This window comes from Enterococcus sp. AZ062, assembly GCF_051715065.1.
Lineage (GTDB): Bacteria > Bacillota > Bacilli > Lactobacillales > Enterococcaceae > Enterococcus_B > Enterococcus_B mundtii.
Genome location: NZ_JBIOTB010000001.1, coordinates 1,875,204 through 1,896,098 on the forward strand (window position 1 = coordinate 1,875,204; position 20,895 = coordinate 1,896,098).

General features: G+C 37.1%; 15 protein-coding genes. 1 reads left to right on the forward strand and 14 read right to left on the reverse strand.

What is annotated here, in order from left to right; translation table 11 throughout:
* Positions 1-6 precede the first annotated feature (6 nt).
* From IGJ00_RS08990 to IGJ00_RS09005, 4 genes are read right to left on the reverse strand one after another with little or no spacing between them, the layout of a single operon-like run.
* Positions 7-1,281 carry a glycosyltransferase family 2 protein gene (locus IGJ00_RS08990; RefSeq protein ID WP_071866281.1) on the reverse strand — a complete coding sequence of 425 codons (1,275 nt, stop codon included), beginning with the start codon at positions 1,279-1,281 and terminating at the stop codon, positions 7-9.
* Positions 1,256-1,561: a nucleoside triphosphate pyrophosphohydrolase gene (locus IGJ00_RS08995; RefSeq protein ID WP_081355902.1), complete on the reverse strand. Its 306-nt coding sequence runs from the start codon at positions 1,559-1,561 to the stop codon at positions 1,256-1,258. The genes IGJ00_RS08990 and IGJ00_RS08995 overlap by 26 nt, the downstream gene beginning before the upstream one ends.
* Positions 1,554-2,177 carry a hypothetical protein gene (locus IGJ00_RS09000; protein WP_071866279.1) on the reverse strand — a complete coding sequence of 208 codons (624 nt, stop codon included), beginning with the start codon at positions 2,175-2,177 and terminating at the stop codon, positions 1,554-1,556. The genes IGJ00_RS08995 and IGJ00_RS09000 overlap by 8 nt, the downstream gene beginning before the upstream one ends.
* Positions 2,167-3,378 carry an aminotransferase class V-fold PLP-dependent enzyme gene (locus IGJ00_RS09005; RefSeq protein ID WP_071866278.1) on the reverse strand — a complete coding sequence of 404 codons (1,212 nt, stop codon included), beginning with the start codon at positions 3,376-3,378 and terminating at the stop codon, positions 2,167-2,169. Before IGJ00_RS09005 ends, IGJ00_RS09000 begins: the two co-directional genes overlap by 11 nt.
* A 225-nt stretch (positions 3,379-3,603) precedes the next feature.
* On the opposite strand from IGJ00_RS09005, the gene IGJ00_RS09010 reads away from it, so the two are divergent.
* Positions 3,604-4,485, forward strand: a complete 882-nt coding sequence (locus tag IGJ00_RS09010; RefSeq protein WP_071866277.1) for an Rgg/GadR/MutR family transcriptional regulator — start codon at positions 3,604-3,606, stop codon at positions 4,483-4,485.
* A gap of 561 nt (positions 4,486-5,046) precedes the next feature.
* On the opposite strand, the gene rlmD is transcribed toward IGJ00_RS09010, so the two are convergent.
* The 10 genes from rlmD to IGJ00_RS09060 all read right to left on the reverse strand — a co-directional run bounded on the left by rlmD (position 5,047) and on the right by IGJ00_RS09060 (position 20,720).
* Positions 5,047-6,411, reverse strand: a complete 1,365-nt coding sequence (gene rlmD, locus IGJ00_RS09015) for a 23S rRNA (uracil(1939)-C(5))-methyltransferase RlmD (RefSeq protein WP_438844341.1) — start codon at positions 6,409-6,411, stop codon at positions 5,047-5,049.
* Between the two features lie 164 nt (positions 6,412-6,575).
* Positions 6,576-7,622 carry a diacylglycerol kinase gene (locus IGJ00_RS09020; protein ID WP_023519798.1) on the reverse strand — a complete coding sequence of 349 codons (1,047 nt, stop codon included), beginning with the start codon at positions 7,620-7,622 and terminating at the stop codon, positions 6,576-6,578.
* A gap of 9 nt (positions 7,623-7,631) precedes the next feature.
* The gene (gene gatB / locus IGJ00_RS09025; RefSeq protein ID WP_071866275.1) at positions 7,632-9,062 is read right to left on the reverse strand and encodes an Asp-tRNA(Asn)/Glu-tRNA(Gln) amidotransferase subunit GatB; all 1,431 of its coding nucleotides are present in this window, start codon (positions 9,060-9,062) and stop codon (positions 7,632-7,634) included.
* On the reverse strand, positions 9,059-10,531 hold the full coding sequence (gatA, locus tag IGJ00_RS09030; protein ID WP_071866274.1) for an Asp-tRNA(Asn)/Glu-tRNA(Gln) amidotransferase subunit GatA: 1,473 nt from the start codon (positions 10,529-10,531) through the stop codon (positions 9,059-9,061). The genes gatB and gatA overlap by 4 nt, the downstream gene beginning before the upstream one ends.
* Positions 10,531-10,836, reverse strand: a complete 306-nt coding sequence (gene gatC / locus IGJ00_RS09035) for an Asp-tRNA(Asn)/Glu-tRNA(Gln) amidotransferase subunit GatC (RefSeq protein WP_010735262.1) — start codon at positions 10,834-10,836, stop codon at positions 10,531-10,533. The genes gatA and gatC overlap by 1 nt, the downstream gene beginning before the upstream one ends.
* A 93-nt stretch (positions 10,837-10,929) precedes the next feature.
* Positions 10,930-12,972, reverse strand: a complete 2,043-nt coding sequence (gene ligA, locus IGJ00_RS09040) for an NAD-dependent DNA ligase LigA (protein ID WP_375148186.1) — start codon at positions 12,970-12,972, stop codon at positions 10,930-10,932.
* 20 nt (positions 12,973-12,992) lie between these two features.
* Complete coding sequence (gene pcrA / locus IGJ00_RS09045; protein WP_071866272.1) at positions 12,993-15,236, reverse strand: DNA helicase PcrA; 2,244 nt, start codon at positions 15,234-15,236, stop codon at positions 12,993-12,995.
* A 434-nt stretch (positions 15,237-15,670) separates the two neighbouring features.
* Positions 15,671-17,833: a hypothetical protein gene (locus IGJ00_RS09050; RefSeq protein WP_438844342.1), complete on the reverse strand. Its 2,163-nt coding sequence runs from the start codon at positions 17,831-17,833 to the stop codon at positions 15,671-15,673.
* 205 nt (positions 17,834-18,038) lie between these two features.
* On the reverse strand, positions 18,039-18,410 hold the full coding sequence (locus tag IGJ00_RS09055) for a hypothetical protein (RefSeq protein WP_071866270.1): 372 nt from the start codon (positions 18,408-18,410) through the stop codon (positions 18,039-18,041).
* A 105-nt stretch (positions 18,411-18,515) separates the two neighbouring features.
* Positions 18,516-20,720: a hypothetical protein gene (locus tag IGJ00_RS09060; RefSeq protein WP_438844343.1), complete on the reverse strand. Its 2,205-nt coding sequence runs from the start codon at positions 20,718-20,720 to the stop codon at positions 18,516-18,518.
* Between the last annotated feature and the right edge of the window lie 175 nt (positions 20,721-20,895).

Below are 20,895 nucleotides of genomic sequence, written 5' to 3' on the forward strand. Positions count from 1 at the left end.
GCCTCCTCAAATTTCAATATTTATTATTTCGTTATTTTGAAATTCAGTCATTTCTAATTTAAATTCTTCCAATGGATAAAACAAAGGATCTTTAACAAGATACACTTCAGTTCCAATTCTATATGCTTCCATAAAAATTCTTTTTTTCAAAGTTGGAAATATAGAAATTCCTGCGTCAAAAAGAAATACGCAATCAAAATAGTTATCCTTGTAATTTGTAGAAACACCAAAATATTTAGTCGTCTTGATTGTCGAAAGGTGTTTATTCACAACTTGCTCAAACCTATCGGACCATACTAGTATTTCTTGGGGCAATAACTGTTTTAATATGCCAAGTGAGTCAGTCCCTATGAATAAATTATTGCTTTTCATTTTTGACTTGATAGCACTCAAGTCATGGTGAGCATAAACTGGTGACATCGAACAAATAACAGTTACTTCTAATTTATTGAGAACGTTATTCAAATTTATCCCAGTAATGTATTTATATAATTCACTTTCTATTGCTGGATTCTTCATAAAAAGTTTGCACCTATTATTAAAATACTCCTTAGAAATGTCTTTTGACTTACTTGGATGCGGAAAATGAATAACCGGAGATTTTTCAGAAATTATAAAAGTGTTATTATTTAGAAATAATCGATAAGACAAATCCGTATCTTCTGCTCCCCAACCATTAAACGATTCATCAAATCCTTTCACTTTCATAAATTCGGAGTTATTACATGTGAAAGCACCACTCCATCCATATACCCATGGAGCTCTCAACATTGAGAGATCATCTTTATACAGTTGAAAAACATCTTTTCTATAATCACTCCAGACATCCTCATATGTTTTTAAAAACTGCCCAACATTCATCGGAGATATTTTTTCAAAAATAGATCGATTAGGTAGAGTATCTTCTACATTAAACCCATATATATAATGTAAAAGCACAGTTTTATTTGTAACTTTTTTCAATTTAAGAATAATTTCTTCAAAAAAATCTTGCTTAAATATCATATCCACGTCTAGAAAAGTTATAAATTCTCCTTTTGCAAAATCAGCCCCATAATTTCTTAATTGAGAAATATTTCCTTGTGCATGTTCATAAATTGATACATTTGGAATAGAACTAGTTGAAATTGAGTCATTTGTTACAATAATCCATTCAAATTGGTAAAGATCAGGGCGAATAAGCTTCTCGATATATTCCAATAATCTATTCAATTCTTTCGGTTTGTTCATTGCTACAGTTACAAAGGAATGGATATTACTGTTTCCAATATATTCCTTCATTAAACCCACCTCGTTCTTCGTACTTTTTAGTTTTAGCGTGCAATACATGTTCTTTCTTTAATAAGTCAAAACTATAAAATGCATCGATTACTTCTAGAATATCTGCCATCTCTTCATTTTTTTCATACACACTTTTAGCCTCAATAAATTCTTGTACTTCCTCTAATAGCTTTTTTTTAAGTTCACTTTCTACTTCAATAGACGTTAAATCAATAAATTTAGCATTTGGATTAGTTTCAAGTATTTTTTCTCTTAATTTGGTTCTAATTAGTTTATTCATTATTTTCACCTATAATTAACTTTTTCTTCGCTGAGTAAAATTTATTCCACTCAGGAAATTCTTGCCAGTTTGCTAATTCTGGTCTTCCAATTTTTATTGCAGTTATAAACCTTAAATACTGTCTTTGTAAAGGTTGCGTAATTGGTACAAGAAACTTCCTTGAAGTTACATCTTCATAATATAAATAATGTCCATATTCCATATACGCCTTGAAAAATTCACGATCATCTTCTAACTCGATAGGAAATAATCCATCCGCTTTAAAACTTTCTAGTAAGTCAATCGCAACAGGTACCGCATGCAAGTGTCCATGGTAGCATAATTGCTCTCCAGGTTGTACATTACAATAACCTACACGTCCATGTTCATAAAAAATACACGCCCCATAATACTTAGTTAATAAATTTCGTACTTTTTGTTTTAATTGAAGATATTCTTTTTTTAAAATATCTGGTAGAGCACCAATACAATGATAATGATCATTAGGCATAATTAGTGAATAACCTTCAACGATTTGACCAATAGCTAACCAGACTGTAAAATTTTCAGTTTTGATATAAATTTTATCTTTTTCCTGAGAACAAAATGTACAAAAATCAATCGTTTTATTTTTCATTGAAATACTTCCTTTCTGGAATGGGCAATTCATAAACCCTTGGAAGCTTAATATTTTGATATTCTCCCACCTTGTTACAAATCCCTCCCAAGATATCTATTAGTTTGTCTGCCTCTTCCTTTGTATTTGATTCAGATAAACTAATCCTCACACAACCATATACATTGTCATGGATATGATGGTGTAAAAAGGGTGCGCATAGTAAACCTGAGCGTGTCTTAATATTTTCTTTTTGAAGTAAGCTAGAAACTCGTGCAGCAATCATTCCTTTAATATTAAAAGAAACGATACCTAATACATTGGCATTGCTATAAATATCAATATTATGCATATCAGTTAATTTATTTATTAAATAATCCGTCAGAGTATATATGTATTCTTTTTTATTTTTTAAAGTCTCTATAGACATTTCTGATAAACTACAATACAAAGAAAAAATTCTTGGATAGTTCAATGTTCCTGATTCAAAATAATATGGGAGAGTCCTTGGCTGACTAAGAAGTTCTGATAAAACACCGGTGCCACCAACTTTCAAAGGAGAAATACTAGTATGCTTGGGGTTAATATAAAACCCACCAATACCAGATAACGCTTTCAAAGCTTTATGACCAGTAAAAACGATAAAATCTGCTTCAAGGTTATTATTATCAATTTCTATATGCCCTATGGTCTGAGACATGTCAATCAAAATAGGAATATCTCCTTTTTGTTTGACACGTTTACAAATCTCGGCGATTGGTTGTACTTGACCAGTTACATTTGAACCATGGTTCACTATAACAAGATCTGTTTTTTCATCGATAAAATCAATTAGTTCATCTACATTGATTAAACCATAGCGATCACATTCAACCCAATCAACTGTTATATTTCTAATCTTTTGTAAATAGGTTAACGGACGTATTACTGAATTATGTTCTGTGACAGTAGAAACTATATTTGCGTTTTTATTTACGAATCCAAAAATAATGGTATTCAGAGCTTCTGTTGCATTACTTGTAAATATAATATGGGTTGGATACTTTACTCCTATAAGCTCTGCTAGTTTTCTCCTAGTTTCAAAGATATAATCACTTTCTTCAGTTGATTCTGAACGATTGTAACTACCGTCAGTATTTTTTATAAAATCTGAAATACTTTCCAATACTTTTTTACTTTTAGGAAATGATGTAGATGCGTTGTCAAAGTAAATAGAATCCATAGAATCGCCTCCAATATTTTAATTCGTCATCATTTTTTTTTGAAACTTAAAAATATAAATTTTGTTTTTCTCTCTTTGTTTTAACTATTGTTCTTTTTTATTTATATCAACCCCCGCTCTTCTATGTATTATTCGATACTATATCTATCGCTAGAAATATTATATCTAGAATATGATATAATGTTTCCAGAATGTACAGATTTCCGTCAAGAGAGGTGGTTACCAATGAAACATCATGAAATAATAAAAAGATTACGCAAAGAAAGAAATATAAGTCAGAGAACTCTAAGCGAAGGGATTTGTAGCCGAACAACTCTTTCTTCTTTCGAAAATACTGGAACTAATATTTCTTTGAATTTGTTCCAATCGTACTTGGACAGATTAAATATTTCTGTTGAAGATTACTTTTTACTACATTTTAATGAAGAATGGCCAAATCAAACAGTAGCTTCAAATAAGGAAAAAGCGAATAAAGTATTAGAAAAAGCCTATTATACGTATAACTGGACTGACTTAGAAGAAAAAATAAACCATACATATCAGCTATACATGAAAAGTAATGATTTCTATTATTATTACTTATTCATCCAATACAAATTATTATTATATCGAAAAATCAGGGCTGAAAAATTTATTATCACAGAGAATGAAGTTATGGTTATAAAGAACTATTTAAATGATGTAGAAGTATGGGGGGCATTCGAATTAAATTTATTCTCCAACTGTCTCTCCCTTTTTAATGATGCTTATATTTTTTCAAAAGTAAAAATTCTTCGAAAAAAATATCGGAATGTGCGAGGGAGTTTTAAATTTTACAAATTATATAGCTTCTTTATAATCAACGTTATCATGTTGAAATTTGAAAGAGACGAGCTTGAAAATATGAACTTCTATTTAGCCGAACTCAAAAGTTTCAACACGATCAATTATGTAAGAGAACGTATTTTATATAATATTTTTACTGAGATCTTAAAATGTAAGTATGATCCTACTGTCAAAAATTTCAACACGATTGATTCATTTATCGATATGTTTAGACTATTGGATTTTAATGATTATGCTCAAGAAATGGAGACTTTCGCAAAAAAAATGCTTGGATTAAGGTAATTTTATAGGGATTTACTTGTAATCTATCCATCTTCCAAAAATGTTGCTAGTGATTATGGCTCCAACCATTAACAAGAGTGATGTCAGAAAAAAACATCAACAAAATGCTGATACTTTTAATCTATAAAACCACTAAAGATTGTAAATTTTATACACAAAGTTTTTTAAGAAGTCTAATTTGGATAGTATCAATCGTCTATTTTACAAAATTTTTGACCTATCGAGTACATTCAGGATTAGACCCCAAAACATTTAAAAATCTTTTGATAGTTTTAAAATCAACAATCTATTGGTATAAAGACTTTCTAGTTGCTCTCCTCCATCCTTAATGTGATGGTCTAGTTTATAGTCCTTTGTGAATTTGAAAATTTTATGTACGTTGCTAATTTCAGGTGACAACTAAGTTTTCTTTTTCTATTTTGAGTGCGATACCATTTTTAGAAGAGCTCTCCTTGATAACTAATATTATCACTCACCTAAAAAAGACGTTTCTTTTGACAGAAACGTCTTCTAAAATGAGTTTATAGGATATAATGCCTTGCGCTCATCTATTTAAATCAATTAACCTTTACGTAATAATCCGACACATTCCACATGATGTGTTTGTGGGAATAAATCAACTGGTTGGACTTTTTCCAATTTATAACCATCTTCTGCAAACAACTTCACATCTCTGGCAAACGTTGCAGGATTGCATGAGATATAAACGATTCGTTCAGGAGCCATCTCGATCGCTGAATCAATAAAGCGTGCATCCAAGCCTTTTCTTGGAGGATCGACAACTAAAACAGTTGGTTTGATCCCTTTTTCTTGCCATTTTTTCATGACTGTTTCGGCTTTTCCAACTTCATAATGCGCATTTTCGATTTTATTTGTCAATGCGTTAAACTGTGCATCTTCAATTGCTGCTGGTACGATTTCCATTCCATAAACGCTTGCTACTTGGTCTGCTATAGATAAACCAATCGTTCCAATTCCTGAATAGGCATCAATCACGACATCGTCATTTTTCAATTCAGCAAATTCAATCGCTTTTTGATACAGTACTTCGGTTTGTAATGTATTGACCTGATAAAAGGATTTAGAAGAAATACGATAGGTCTTACCAAGTAACTGATCTTCGATATATGATTGACCAAAAAGAACTTTTTCTTTTTCTCCTAAAATGACATTCGTTTTTTCTTCGTTGATATTTTGGATCACTGACACCACTTTCGGTAAAGCTTCATGGATGGCTTCAGCGATTTCTTTCGCTTTGAAGAATTTTTCTTTTCGAGTGACTAGAACGACCATCATTTGATGGGTGTAATGACCTCTACGAACAATGATATGACGAATTTGTCCTTCATTTTTTTCTTCATTGTAGCCACGTACTTGGAAACGTTGCAAGATGTCTCTTACCTTAATGATGGCTTGATCGATTTGTGGGTCTTGGATGAAGAAATCTTCTATTTCCACTAAGTCATGACTGTTTTTCTTGTAAAAACCAGTCACTAATTCGCCTTCGACGCGACGAACAGGAATCTGTGCTTTATTGCGATATCCTGTAGGTTCTTCCATCCCGATCGTTGGTTGTACTGTGACTTCAGGCATTTTAGCGATTTTAGCTAAAACGTGTTCGACTTGTTTTTGTTTGAATACTAATTGTTGATCATAACTTAAATGGGCTAAAGGAGCGATTCCTGTACGCAACAGAACATTACTAGTGATTTCTTGACGGTCTGGTGACGTCGTCAACCAGTTTTCGACCTTACCGTAGCCAAATTTATTGCCTGCTTTTACGACAAGGATCTCCACTTGTTCACCTGGCAAAGCATTTTCAATAAATAATGGATAGCCATCAATTTTCGCAACACCTAACCCCTCGTAACTTAAATCGATGATATCAACAGTATACCGTTCATTTTTCTTAATTGTTTGTGTCATTTCATTACTCCTATTCTTTTGAATGGTTTCTAATTTTGTCCGTTCAACAAAGGAAAGAGCTGGGATATCCATTCATTCCCAGCCCTTTTTTTCTTCAGTCTATTGGAAAAAGCAAGTAATCCTATGATCATTGCTTTTTCCTTCTAATAGTCGTCCAATCCTGCTCAGTTCTGATCCTTATCAGCAATTTTGCCATCGCCATCGATGTCTTCATCCGTCAAACGTTCTACTTCTTTGACGAATTCTTTGCTAACTTCTTCTAGTTCTTCTTCCTCAAAACCAGTGATTGCCTCATCTGGAATTTGATCTGTGTTTGCATAAAACTCGATATGTTGATGAAGATTTTGGAAATGCATCGGAGCATTACCTCCATATTCGCCATCTAAATTGATCATGACAGGACGATTCGCATTATCTTCGGTTTCAACATAAAGGGAACTTGTTTTTGTATAAATGACCCTTGGATCATCTACATGCTTTCCTCCATTGAGCATGAGTGCCGCAATGTGTAGGATCTCAAAAATATTCGCCGTTTTGACAATGATCAAAGAAAATTTTCCATCATCTAGCTTTGCATCAGGCGCAATTTGTTCAAATCCACCAACGGAATTCGTCAACCCTAAAAAGAACATCGAAGCATTGCCATTATATTCTCCTTCGTCATACTTCAAGTGCATCTTGATCGGTTTGACACGTGGTAACATTTCTGCTCCTTTTGCCAAATATGCAAGATAGCCAAAAATACTTTTCAATTCGGAAGGAACTTCGTAGGTCAATTCTGTCAAGTAGCCACCAGCTGCAATATTGATGAAATAGCTATTATCGGATTGACCGATATCCATTTTGACTGTTTGATTCTTTTTGATGACTTCTGCTGCTGCCTTGATATTATCTCGAGGAATCTTCAAGGCGCGAGCATAGTCATTGGTCGTTCCCGCTGGAATGATCGCCATTTTAGGTCTAACTTCCAGTGAGGCGATACCATTGACGACTTCATTGATCGTCCCATCGCCACCAGCTGCAACGACAAGATCAAAACCTAACTCAGCGACTCGTCGTGCTTCATTTTTTGCCGAGTCCTCTTCCGGAGTCGTGGCATAAGCACTTGCTTCATAGCCCGACTCCTCCAGAGCTTGGAGGATGTCGGCAAGATTACGTTTTAACAATTCTTTACCTGAGACCGGATTATAGATCACACGCGCTTTTTTCATAGCATCCCTCTATCGTTTCGCTAATTCTTCATTTAGCAATTTGTTGACCACACCTGGGTTTGCTTGTCCTTTTGTAGCTTTCATGATTTGTCCAACTAAGAAACCGACTGCACGGTCTTTTCCGTTTTTGAAATCATCAACAGATTGTTGATTGTTATCTAAGATTTCATTGATGATCGGTAATAACTTCGCTGGGTCAGATAATTGGACCCAACCGTTTGCTTCGACAACACTTTGTGCATCTCCGCCATTCATGATCAACTCACGAAAGACTTTTTTCGCAATTTTAGAACTGATCGTACCATCTGCGATCAAAAGAATCATACCTGCTAAGTTTTCAGGTGTTAATTTTGTTTCAGCTAATTCTAACTTTTCACTGTTTAAGTAAGCTGATACTTCACCCATCAACCAGTTGGATGCTTGTTTGGCATCTGCCCCATTTTCCAATGTTGCTTCAAAGAAATCAGACATTTCTTTTGATAGTGTCAATACTTTTGCATCATACTCTGGTAGACCCAGTTCACGAATATAACGTTCACGACGAGAGGCAGGCATTTCTGGTAAGCTTGCTTTCACTCGTTGGATCCATTCGTCATCGATCACGAATCTTGGGATATCAGGTTCTGGGAAGTAACGATAGTCACTTGACCCTTCTTTGACACGCATCAAGATCGTCTTATTCGTCGTTTCATCAAAGCGACGAGTTTCTTGTTGGATCTCTCCACCAGATAACAATACTTTTGCTTGGCGTTTTTCTTCAAATGCTAAACCTTTTTTGACAAAAGAAAGGGAGTTCAAGTTTTTCAATTCTGCTTTTGTCCCAAATTCTTCTTGTCCATAGGGGCGTAAAGAAATGTTCGCATCACAACGCATTGAACCTTCTTCTAATTTCACGTCACTGACTTCAGTAAATTGGATTACAGAACGCAAAGCTTCTAAATAAGCATAGGCTTCTTCTGGAGAACGCATGTCTGCTTCTGAAACGATCTCGATCAATGGTGTTCCTTGTCTGTTTAGATCGACATAAGAGTACCCACCGATGCCGTGCATGTTTTTCCCTGCATCTTCTTCTAAATGCACACGTTCAATGCGGATTTTTTTCTTTTTACCTTCTACTTCGATCTCAATCCAGCCATCATGACCGATTGGTTGATCGAATTGTGAGATTTGGTAAGCTTTGGGATTGTCAGGATAGAAATAGTTTTTGCGGTCAAAATGAGTATCTTTCGAAATTTCGCAATTCAATGCTAACGCTGCACGCATCCCAAATTCCAGCGCGGCTTTATTCATTACTGGTAAAACTCCAGGGTATCCCCAGTCGATCACATTGGTGTTGCTGTTTGGTTCAGCACCAAAATGCGCAGGAGCTGGAGAGAAGATTTTTGAGTTGGTTTTTAATTCCACATGGACTTCAAGTCCAATGACTGTTTCAAAATTCATTCGGCTTTCCCTCCTAAAATAGCTGGTTGTTGACGATGGAACTCAGTCGCTTGCTCAAACGCATAAGCTGCTTGATACATGGTTTTCTCTTCGAAATAATTACCGATGATCTGTAAACCAACTGGTAATCCTTCCGATAAGCCTGCAGGTACTGACATGCCTGGTAGTCCTGCCAAGTTCACTGGGATCGTCAAGATATCACTCATATACATCGTGATCGGGTCGTTGATATTTTCACCAAGACCGAACGCAACTGTTGGTGAAGAAGGGCCGATGATCAAATCATAATCCGCGAAAACTTTTTCAAAGTCACGCTTGATCAATGTACGGACTTGTCCTGCTTTTTTGAAATGCGCGTCATAGTAACCTGCACTCAATGAGAACGTTCCTAACATGATCCGGCGTTTTACTTCTTCTCCGAAACCTTCAGAACGTGAATTGACATAAACGTCATCCAAGTTCTTGACATCTTCTGAACGATATCCATAACGAATACCGTCAAAACGTTGCAAGTTCGAACTTGCTTCAGATGAAGCAATGATATAGTAGACAGCCACGCCATATTTTGAATGAGGTAAGCTAACTTCTTCAACTGTTGCACCTAATGAACGGAATGTTTCAGCTGCTTTAAGAATTGCTTCTTTCACGCCTTCATCGACACCTTCACCTAAATATTCTTTAGGTAAAGCAATCTTCATTCCTTTAATATCACCAGACAAGCCATCTGCAAAGTTAGGCACAGATACACCAGATGAAGTACCGTCTTTTTCGTCGTAGCCACTGATTGCGGTCAATGCTAATGCGTTATCTTTGACTGTCCGGGTCATTGGACCGATTTGGTCTAAAGATGAAGCAAATGCAATCAAACCGAAACGGGAAACACGACCATAAGTTGGTTTCATTCCTACGATCCCATTGAAAGCGGCTGGTTGGCGGATACTTCCACCAGTGTCACTACCTAGAGAAACTGGCACTTGTCCTGCGGCAACTGCGGCGGCTGAACCACCAGATGATCCGCCAGGTACTTTTGTTTGATCCCAAGCGTTCTTTGTTTTTTTGAAGTAAGAAGTTTCGGTACTTCCGCCCATTGCAAATTCATCCATGTTCAATTTACCAACAGGGATCATGTCTGCTTCGTATACTTTTTCCATGACTGTCGCATCGTAGATCGGTTCAAAATTATAAAGGATCTTTGAAGCTGCTGTCGTCAAAAGATCTTTTGTCACGATGTTGTCTTTGATACCGATCGGGATACCAGAAAGGACATTATGCTCATCGATGCCTTTTTCATCTAAGGCTTTGGCTTGGGCTAAAGCTTTCTCTTCATTCAATGTAATGAATGCATCAATCGCAGGTTCTGTATCCTTGATACGATCAAATGTAGCTCTCACTAAGTCTTGTGCAGTGATTTCTTTTGACACTAATAAGTCGTGTAGTTCTTCTAATGAACGATTGTATAATTCTGTCATTATGCGCCAGCCTCCCCATTATCGATGATTGCTGGTACTTTGATGAACCCATCTTCTTTTTCTGGTACATTTTTTAATAATTCATCTCTGCTCCAACCTAGTTGTGCACGGTCTTGTCGCATGACGTTGACAGTCTCAACGACGTTTGATGTAAATGGTACGCCTTCTGTGTCTACTTCTTCCAGCATTTCTACCATATCAATGATTTTTCCTAATTGGTCAGTAAAACCTGCGCGCTCTTCATCGGCAAATTTCAATTTGGCTAACTTCGCTACATGTTTTACTTGTTCTTCACTAATCGCCATAGTACCCCTTCTTTCCTAAATGAAAACTTTGCTTCTTATTTTAACATAAGAAATTCGCATTCTGAAATTCTTTCTTGAAATTTATCTGAAAAATTATTCTGCTCCCTCGACAGGATGACTCTCTGCTAACGCGTCAGCCATTTGATCTTCCGTCCAAACCTCGACCCCTAACTCTTGGGCTTTCGTTAATTTACTACCCGCATCTTCGCCAGCGACAACGATATCTGTTTTTTTCGATACGCTACCAGTGACTTTCCCGCCAAGATTCTCAATCGTTTCTTTGGCTTCTTCCCTTGTGAATCGAGTTAGTTTGCCCGTCAATACGATCGTCTTGTTTTTGAACGGCGATTCTACTTCTTTCAGCTGTGTCGAACGAATCCCTTTGTATTCAAGGTTGACACCTGCTTGTTTTAACTCTTCCATCAACTCGTGGACTTCTTCGTTGTCAAAATAAGTCACTACACTATCTGCAATAATATCCCCGATCGTATCTAATTGGATGATTGATTCAAAATCGCTGCGACTCAACGTTTCTAAATCGCCAAAATGCTCTGCTAAGATTTTCGCTGCTTTTGCGCCAACGTGACGGATACCTAAACCAAAGATCAAGCGTTCTACCGAGTTATCTTTGCTCTTGTCGATCGCTGTTAAAATATTATTCGCTGATTTTTCTTTGATTTTGTCTAACGTCAATAATTCTTCTTCTGTTAGTTTATAGAGATCGGCAACATCAGCGACTAGTTTCTTATCGTACATCTGTTCCAAGACTCTTGGGCCTAAGCCATCGATGTTCATCGCATTTCGGGAAACGAAATGGTTCAGTCCTTCTTTCATTTGTGCGGGACACTTCGGATTGATGCAACGCAAGGCAACTTCTTCATCTAAATGAACCAACTCACTGTGACAGACAGGGCAATGTTCGGGCATTTTATAAGGCTCGCTGTCTTTTGGACGTTTATCTAAAATGACTTGTGCGACTTCTGGAATGATATCCCCTGCCTTATAGATTTGGACAGTATCGTTCAAGCGGATATCTTTCATTTGGATATAATCCCCGTTATGCAGACTGGCGCGACTGACCGTCGTTCCAGCAACACGAACTGGTGTCATGATCGCTGTCGGTGTCACTACACCCGTTCTGCCGACCGTCCATTCGATTTCTTCGATGACCGTTTCTACTTCTTCAGGTGGAAATTTATAGGCTGTTGCCCAACGTGGGGCTTTGACCGTAAAACCTAATTGGTCTTGGATTGAAAAGTCATTGACTTTAATAACGATCCCATCGATCTCATAAGGTAAGTCTTTTCGTTTTTCATGGTATTCCTCAATGAACGCCCAAACTTCTTCGATTGAGTGACAAAGCCGTTTTTCATGGTTCGTATGGAAACCGATCTTGTCTAATTCTTCTAACGCTTCGTATTGCGTAGTGGCTTGCATTGGTCCAAAATCGGCTACGGTATATAAGAACGTATCAAGATTTCTTTTTGCTGTGATCTTGGAATCTAACTGGCGCAAGGAACCTGCTGCAGCATTGCGGGGATTGGCAAAGACTGGTTTACCTTCTTCTTCATTTTTTTGGTTCAATTTTACAAATGAACGTTTTGGCATAAAGCATTCGCCACGCACTTCAATACTCATTGGTTCTTTTAATTTGATTGGAACAGAGCGTACAGTTTTCAGATTTTCCGTGATATTTTCGCCGACAGAACCATCCCCACGAGTTGCTCCCCGAACAAACTCGCCATTCTCATAACGCAAGGATACCGATAAACCATCGATTTTCAATTCACAGCAATAATCGACTGGATGGCCGATTGCTTTTTTAACGCGTTGATCAAATGCTAATAGTTCTTCTTTATTGAAGACATCGTTCAAACTATATAATGGAATGTCATGTGTGACTTTTTCAAATGCTGAAAGAATCTTTCCACCTACTCGTTGTGTCGGTGAATCTGCGGTGATCAGGTCTGGATATTGTTCTTCGATCGCCACTAATTCGGCATAGGTTTTGTCGTAGATATAATCTTCTACTGTTGGCTGGTCCAACACATAATACTCACGAGACCAACGATCTAACTGCACTCTGAGTTCTTCTGCTTTTTTTGTTGCTTCATCGATCGTCATTTCGTGTTCCATCTTTTTCTCCCCCTATTGAACTAAACTTTTTCGATTGGTGCAAAAGCGGCTAATACACGCTTGACTCCTTGACTTGGAAAAGCAATATCAAGTTCAAGATCTTTTGCGTCACCACTTACTCTAACCACTGTCCCTGGTCCCCATTTTTTATGTTTGACTTTATCTCCTGGTTTCCAACCACCTGTTTCGCCACCTGTAGCGACTTTTGCTGAAACACCTGCTTTTGTTGGTTGTTGGTACTTAGGTGTCGCGTTATTCGTACGAAAAGGTGACGGTTGAGACGCATTCGGTGTTGGACGCATGCCATGGATGTCTAATAATTCTTGATCAATTTCTTCTAAGAAACGTGATGGGCGATTGTACTGCGTGCGTCCATACAACGTTCGCGAAAAGGCATTTGTTAAAAACAATGCTTCTTCGGCTCTGGTGATCCCCACATAAGCCAATCGACGTTCTTCTTCCAATTCACTTTCTTCCATCAAGGCACGTGAAAGCGGAAAAACCCCTTCCTCTAAACCAATCAAGAATACCACTGGAAATTCTAATCCTTTAGCCGCATGTAATGTCATCAATGTTACTTGTTTCGTTTCTTCTTCTAAATTATCCAGATCTGAAACAAGCGCTAAATCATTCAAGAATACGGTCAATTTGTCTTCTGGTGATTCTGCATTATCTAATCCTTCTTTTTCAAATTGTTTATCAAATTCTTGTGTCACGGTCAAAAACTCTTCCAAGTTTTCGATACGTGCTTGTGATTCTAAGGTATTTTGGATTTTTAGATCATCTAAATAGCCGCTACGCTCTAACACTTCTTTGGTTAACTCTGTGACGGTCAAATAAGGGATCATTTCAGTCAATTGGTGCATCATCTCGCCAAAAGAGCCTAATTGTGTTCCGGCTTTTCCACCGATGTTCGCTAATTCAACATTTCTTGCAGCCTCTAGCAATGGCCATTCGTGCATCGTGGCAAAGCTACGGAGTTTTTCCACCGATCCTGGTCCAATGCCACGTTTTGGTGAGTTGACGATCCGCTCAAAACTCAATGAATCTTGAGGATTAGCCATCACATTAAGATACGCCAAAACATCTTTGATTTCTTTTCGATCATAGAATTTATGACCTCCAACCATTTTGTACGGAATATTGGCTTTCAGTAAGGTTTCTTCCATGACACGCGATTGGGCATTTGTTCGGTAAAGAATGGCAAAATCTCCATAATTCCGACGATTCATCTGGATCTCTTCTTGCATTCTTTCTACAATAAAACGTGTTTCGTCACGTTCATTGTCTGCTCGATAGTAGGTGATTTTATTCCCATCTTGATTTTCAGTCCATAGATTTTTGGGTTTGCGATTGCTGTTGTTTTCAATGACTTGATTCGCTGCATTCAAGATTGTTTTTGTTGAGCGATAATTTTGTTCTAACAAGATCACCGCAGCATCTGGATAATCTTTTTCAAAGTCCAAAATGTTTTGCATATCTGCTCCACGCCAACCGTAAATACTTTGATCTGCATCTCCTACTACGCAAAGATTTCTGAAACGTCCGGCTAATAGATTGACCAACGTATATTGTGCATGGTTCGTATCTTGATATTCATCTACATGGATGTAATGGAATTTGTTTTGGTAATACGTCAATGAATCTGGATGCTCATCAAATAAACGGATCGTATTCATGATCAGATCATCAAAATCCATACATTGGTTGTATTGGAGTTCCTTCTGGTATGCTGCATAGCATTTCGCAGCAATTTCTTCATAGTAACTGCCTTGCATTTTGGCAAAAGCCTCTGGTGACAATAAGCTATTTTTTGCTTGCGAGATCGAACCTAAAAGGCTTCTTGGGTCGTACTTTTTAGGGTCGATATTCAGTTCCTTCAAAATTCGTTTCATCAACGATAATTGTTCGGAAGAATCAATAATCGTAAAGTTTCGGTTATACCCGATATAATCCACATCACGTCTTAAAATACGGACACACATGGAGTGAAAGGTAGATACCCAAACATCTTCGCCGCCTGTTTCTAAAATAGCATTGACCCGTTCTTTCATTTCTTTCGCCGCTTTATTGGTAAAGGTGATCGCCAAGATATTCCACGGATTCACTTCTTTTTCTTCAATCAAATAAGCGATTCGATGCGTCAAAACGCGGGTTTTCCCACTACCGGCGCCAGCCATCAATAAAAGCGGGCCATCCGTATGTAGAACCGCTTCTTTTTGACGAGGGTTCATTCCCTTTAATAAGTTTTCTTTGGATGACATTCACAACATCCTTTCTATTATCAATCCTTCTAATTATAGCATTATCATGCGGTTCAATAAAGGGAATCTTCTTGTGAAAGCTTGTTTATATCTTGTGAAGAACCTAGAATAAAAAAGAAATATTCTACTTTAATATACGTCTAACCATCGGTTTTACAAAATTTTGAAGAATTTCAAAAGGCGTCCATTTTGACCATTCATAAATGAATAAAGAACCCTTGTATCATGTCAGAAAAAGGTCAAAAAAGCAGTCTGGTCTATTGTTCTACTTTGTCATCCTAAAAAAGCCAGAAAATCTAAAATATGCCCATTTTTAGATTTTCTGGCTTTCGTTTGAAGATCCCTCTCCTAAAACATCCCTTATTTAGTTTTCAAATTAATAACAAGATGCGTTCACCGCTTCTTCCGTACATGGCAACATCTATTTACTAAGTTCAACTTTGAGCGCTTAGTTTGTAGATGAACCGGTATCTCACATCATGTTTATCCGTCATGGGACCAGAATATTCTCCTTTAAGGTATAGTTTTAAGGGATTCTCAAGAAAAGGCAATACTTCAATTGAATCTGATTGATTTTCACCAAGAATCAATGGCCCAGAATGTTGCCCATTTGTCGCTGCTAAATGAAGACGTAAATGTTTATGGGCGTCTTGCACTACATTATTCACTAAAGTCACTGGCGTTTCTTCAATTGAATGGTCAATTACTTCAGTCACTGAAAAACCGATTGGAAAATTACTATGGCTGATGATTGGTTGGGCGGCGGCCAGTTCATCAAATTCTCCTGCTTCACGGACAGTAAAGAATTTCTCCAAAGGTACTTCCACACTCAGCACACTCTTAGGCACATCAACTACGAATTCCTTCCACAAACTTTGACTTAAGTATTTCTGAAGTTCTGGATCTTCTTGCATGATTCCTGTTACTTTCACATAGACATAGTAGGTGCCAGCGCGTAATTTTTCTTGTTTCCAAGTTCTTTCAGTCTCTGAAGTTTCAATTGCTACTACACCACTAGTTGCAGGGGTAGTACTAGTAATCTGCGATTGAGCCGCCTCTGTGTTGATGGACATCCCTGACCAAAGCGGTTCTTTACTCAGTATAAATTGATGATTCGTCAACGGGCGGTTGCTTGGTGTCACCGTCTCAATTGTCGTGGTCAGTTCACTCACATCTAAATCAACCTCTGGACTAGTCTCAACTGTTGGAATATCGAATTTTTTTTGGTAAATCACTTCATTCGTTATACCAAGCGTATACAAATCAACAAGTTGTTCTGTCGCAATATCTTTCGAAATCGGTTGATTATACCGATCCTGCGCATTGAATTGATAGCCACCGATTTCTCCAGATTGCCCATCTAAACGGTTGATTTGAATTTTTTCTATTCCACTACTAATTGAACTAGTTACTGACGTACTTCTTTTTTTGAACCTGATCAATTCAGGCTCATTCACATTAAACAAGACTTTAGAACTAGGCGTTAGAAGGGGATTAAACGTGGAGTAAGTGCTGAAAGTCAACTGTGCATCTTTAGCAACATTTATCTCCGACACTGTGGTTGAAGACTGCTTGGCAAGCCCAAATTCCATTAACCCATCACTTTCATAACTTAGCTTACTGCCTTCTCCTATAAATAGATCATATCCCACAGGTGTAATGCCTAACTGAGGAATATTGGCATTAATGATTACTTCCGAACGATCTTCTAGTTGAATTTGTAATCTTTGATCAGCCGAACTTTGACCGGTTGCTAATTGAGTACTAAATATCGCTGAATTAAGAAGTCTATCGTCAGAAATCAGATACGTTTTAGAATTTTCTGCAAATGTCACATGCCACATGTCGATCATCGAACTATAGATTGGAAGAAAAGAACCAGTAATAGTGATTATATTTTCTCCGTAAAAAGTAATTGTAGATTCTTGGTTGTTAGTAAAAAATCGACGACCACCATAATTTGTATAAATCGTAATATTTTCTACACTTAAATGAAACGGAATGGACACATTAGCAGAAGTCAATATTCCAGATGTAGGAAGCAAACTTATCTCTGACCCTCCAGGAATTACATAGCCCTTTTTACCAAAATTAAGATTTTTGATGGTTACATTTACGTTTGGGACTTGCACTCGAAAGAGATAAGATCCTTGGTTGGTACTGGAAGAATGCATGTAAAACCCTTGCCCGTCAATGATGATATCTTTATGAATATCATGGACACCTGAAGCGTAAAAAAGAATATTAGCAGTGTATTTAATATGATAAGGTCCGCTACCAGCATCGGTATTTATCGCATTTAACGCAGCAATCAAATCGTCTCGGGAAGCTACTGTATAAGGATTGGTTTCTGTCCCACTTCCACCATATGCTCTAGCCACTTGATTAGATTCTGATAGAGTCTCTTCTCCATTATCATTTACTGAATTGCGATCACTTCCCAAAAAATTAGGGTCCCTCTGTCCGCTTTGTACAATACTTGATTCAGTTTTTCCATCTACTAAATTAGTTTCAGCGTAAACTAATTGATTCAAAAATAATAGTTGAGTGAACAACAAAAATGTCCAATAGATAAGCCACCTTTTATGTTGTTTCATATTTACCTCCATGTATGAGATTTTTTAATTGATTCATAGAGAGTTCAACGCTTACTATAAGCTAGTTCGCCCTATTTTTATCTAAAACTCCTGATACTCTTCACTAGTTATTTAATTCATTATTCAGTTTAATGATGACCAACCTGTAAGCGATGACATAAATAACTAAAAAATCAGTTTAGTTTCAATCGCTGTCTCCACTAAATCATTTGTTCATTTTACGATCAATAATTCGATAGCTGATCACAGCAAACACAAGGAAAATACCTACCCACGTCACAACTAAAGGTTCCGATTGTTCATTGGTTTTTGGAAAATAATCAATCGTTTGCGTTTCGACTTTGATCGGTATTTGGGTACTCCCTTGGATATCTGTTCGAATTGCTGTGTTTGTATCGTTTATTTGTTCAAGTTGCTCATCTGTCCTCGTTGAATCCGTCGTTGATGTGCGCTCCTCAGAAGAACTACTCTCCTCTGTTGATGGCTGACTTTCTCCAGGGGGTGGTTTACTTTCTTCAGTCGGCGGTCGACTATCCACGATACCTAATTCGCCTTTTAACTCTATATTTGTCTCCATAATATTCCTTACCTCTCTCTATTCAAAGATAACCAGCTTCAAATGTTCCCCTTATATCTATAAAAATCAAACGTTTCGACTGATCATCTGCTTATTTTTGCTTGATTATTTCGCTGTCAACTGATAAACAAATGAATAGCTGACCTCATGTTTTTGCTGGAGTGACCCAGCATATTCCCCCTTGAGATACATATGCAACGGATTATCTAAAAATGGAAGTATTTCAATGGGAGACGCTTGGTTCAGTCCCACAACTAGAGAACCAGAATCTTGGTTATTCGTCGTCCCTAAGTGCAAACGTAGCTGTTTGTTTGCGCCAGATAGAATTTCATTCACCAATGTCACAGGTGAAGCTGTGGCATGTTCCACGACTTCGGTTACCGTTAAATTGATCGGAAAATTACTGTGGCTGATAATCGGTTGAGAGGATGCAATCGTATCAAATTGCCCTTCTTCACGAATTTTAAAGATTTTTTCTAAAGGAACTTCGACATTTAATGGACTTTTTGGCACCTCGATAACGACTTCATACCAAAAGCTTTCACTTGGTAAATGTGCTAGTTCAGGATCTTCATGTAATTGACCAGTTACTTTCACGTAGACATAATAGGTGCCAGCATAAAGTTTTTGCTCTTGCCATAAACTTTCAGTAGGTGAAGATCGAACAGCAACCATTCCATTCGTTGTAAGGGTAGCATTGTTGATTTGAGTTTGTGCTGTTTGATTATTGACTGAACTACCTGTCCACAACCGTTGCTTACTTAATTTGAAATCGTACTTTGTTAGCGGTCGCTCAGGCGGAATCGTTGTATTGATGGTAGTGGTTAAATTACTTATATCTATACCCACCTCTGGTTCTACTTGAATCTCGTCAATCACAAAATTCGGCTGATAGATAATATCATAAGTGCCTGAACCACCACTATAGACACTAGTTAAATCCCTCGATACTGTGGTATTTGTAAATACACTTAAATTGCCAAGTTGAGTATTGGCGACCCTATAGCTAACTTGGTAATGACCACCAAATTCACTTGCTGTATCAAGTCGATTAACTGCAAATATCCCTCTTCCAGTTAATGTTTGTCTTGCTGCTGCTCTAAAAAGGATATACTTCGGTTTATCAGCCATAAATGTATAAGAATTGCCGATCATCGTTTGACTCTCATGTACGACAGTAGCGTTTGGTCCAACTAGTATCATTGTACCAACAGCACTAGAATATTGAGTGTGATAAATCATATAGGATGAAATAGCTGTCGGGTGCGTCGTATAAACAAATAGTCTCGCCTCGGTTCTTATATCCATCCTAATAGAATTTATTGCAGATATTGCTTTAGGAGTAGGTGTTACTATGGATAATTCGGCATTTCTGTCAATGACAAATGGTTCGTTTAAACTAGAATTACTCAGGTAAAAACAGTAATCTATCATAGAACTTGAAGGTTGCATCGCATAAATTGCAGTTGTGGAATTTTCCGCAAAGAATACTTGCTGGTTGATGACAAATCTTCCCGCATTTCTAAATGAATTATGCCCTTTAAATGTCACTCTTGCTGCGTAAATCACATCAAAATAGACTGTTCCATAGTAATTGATATTTTCAATAATTACAGATACATCATAAATAGAAGATGGACTGACACTTTCTCTATAGATCAAACGAGAGGGGTTTTTGTTGTAAAGTATACCGTTACCATCCATCAGTGTATCACTGCCAATATTCATGTTCCTGAGTGTAACACTTAATCCTGCCACAGCCACATTGAATAATCTTTCAGCTCTAGAAGGGCTATCATTATTATGCAATACATAATAGCCTTTCCCATCAATTACTACGTCTTTGTAAATATTAAAAACAATGGTGGCTCCTTCATAAATAATATTGCCCGTTAACTCAATATAATAGGTCCCAGTACCAGGATCATTTTGAATCATAGCCAAAGCGCTGATCATTTCGGCCTGAGAACCTACCAAATAAGGATCAATCTCAGTTCCGTTTCCTGCATAGGCAGTAATTGGCTGATCAGAGCTATCATTTAAAATTGTTGCTGGAATAACATTCTCATCGTTTTTATCGGAAAAGTTTTTTTGAGCGTCTGCAGGGACTTCGTTTGTTTCTTCATACGACCAGCTATCATCTTCTGTTGGTATATTTAATGAATCATCCGAGCTTATACTTTCCGAATTGTTTACTGTTAATGGTTTGTCGCTTTCAAATGTCTCCGTTAGAGCAAAATGATGACTCATCGTTGAGCTAGTAAAACAAATAATAGAAACAACAATAAGTAAACGTGATATTTTTTTCATAACGACCTCCTTTTCCTACTGTTTGTCTCAGATCATCGCGAAGTCAATTGATACTAAAATTCTCAGCTGACTCCATGTCTTCGATGACTAAATTCTGAATAATGCACTCTTAAATAGAGTTTCAATGGCTTCTCTAAAAGGAAATCCCTTGAAGAATCACTGTAACAATTAATAG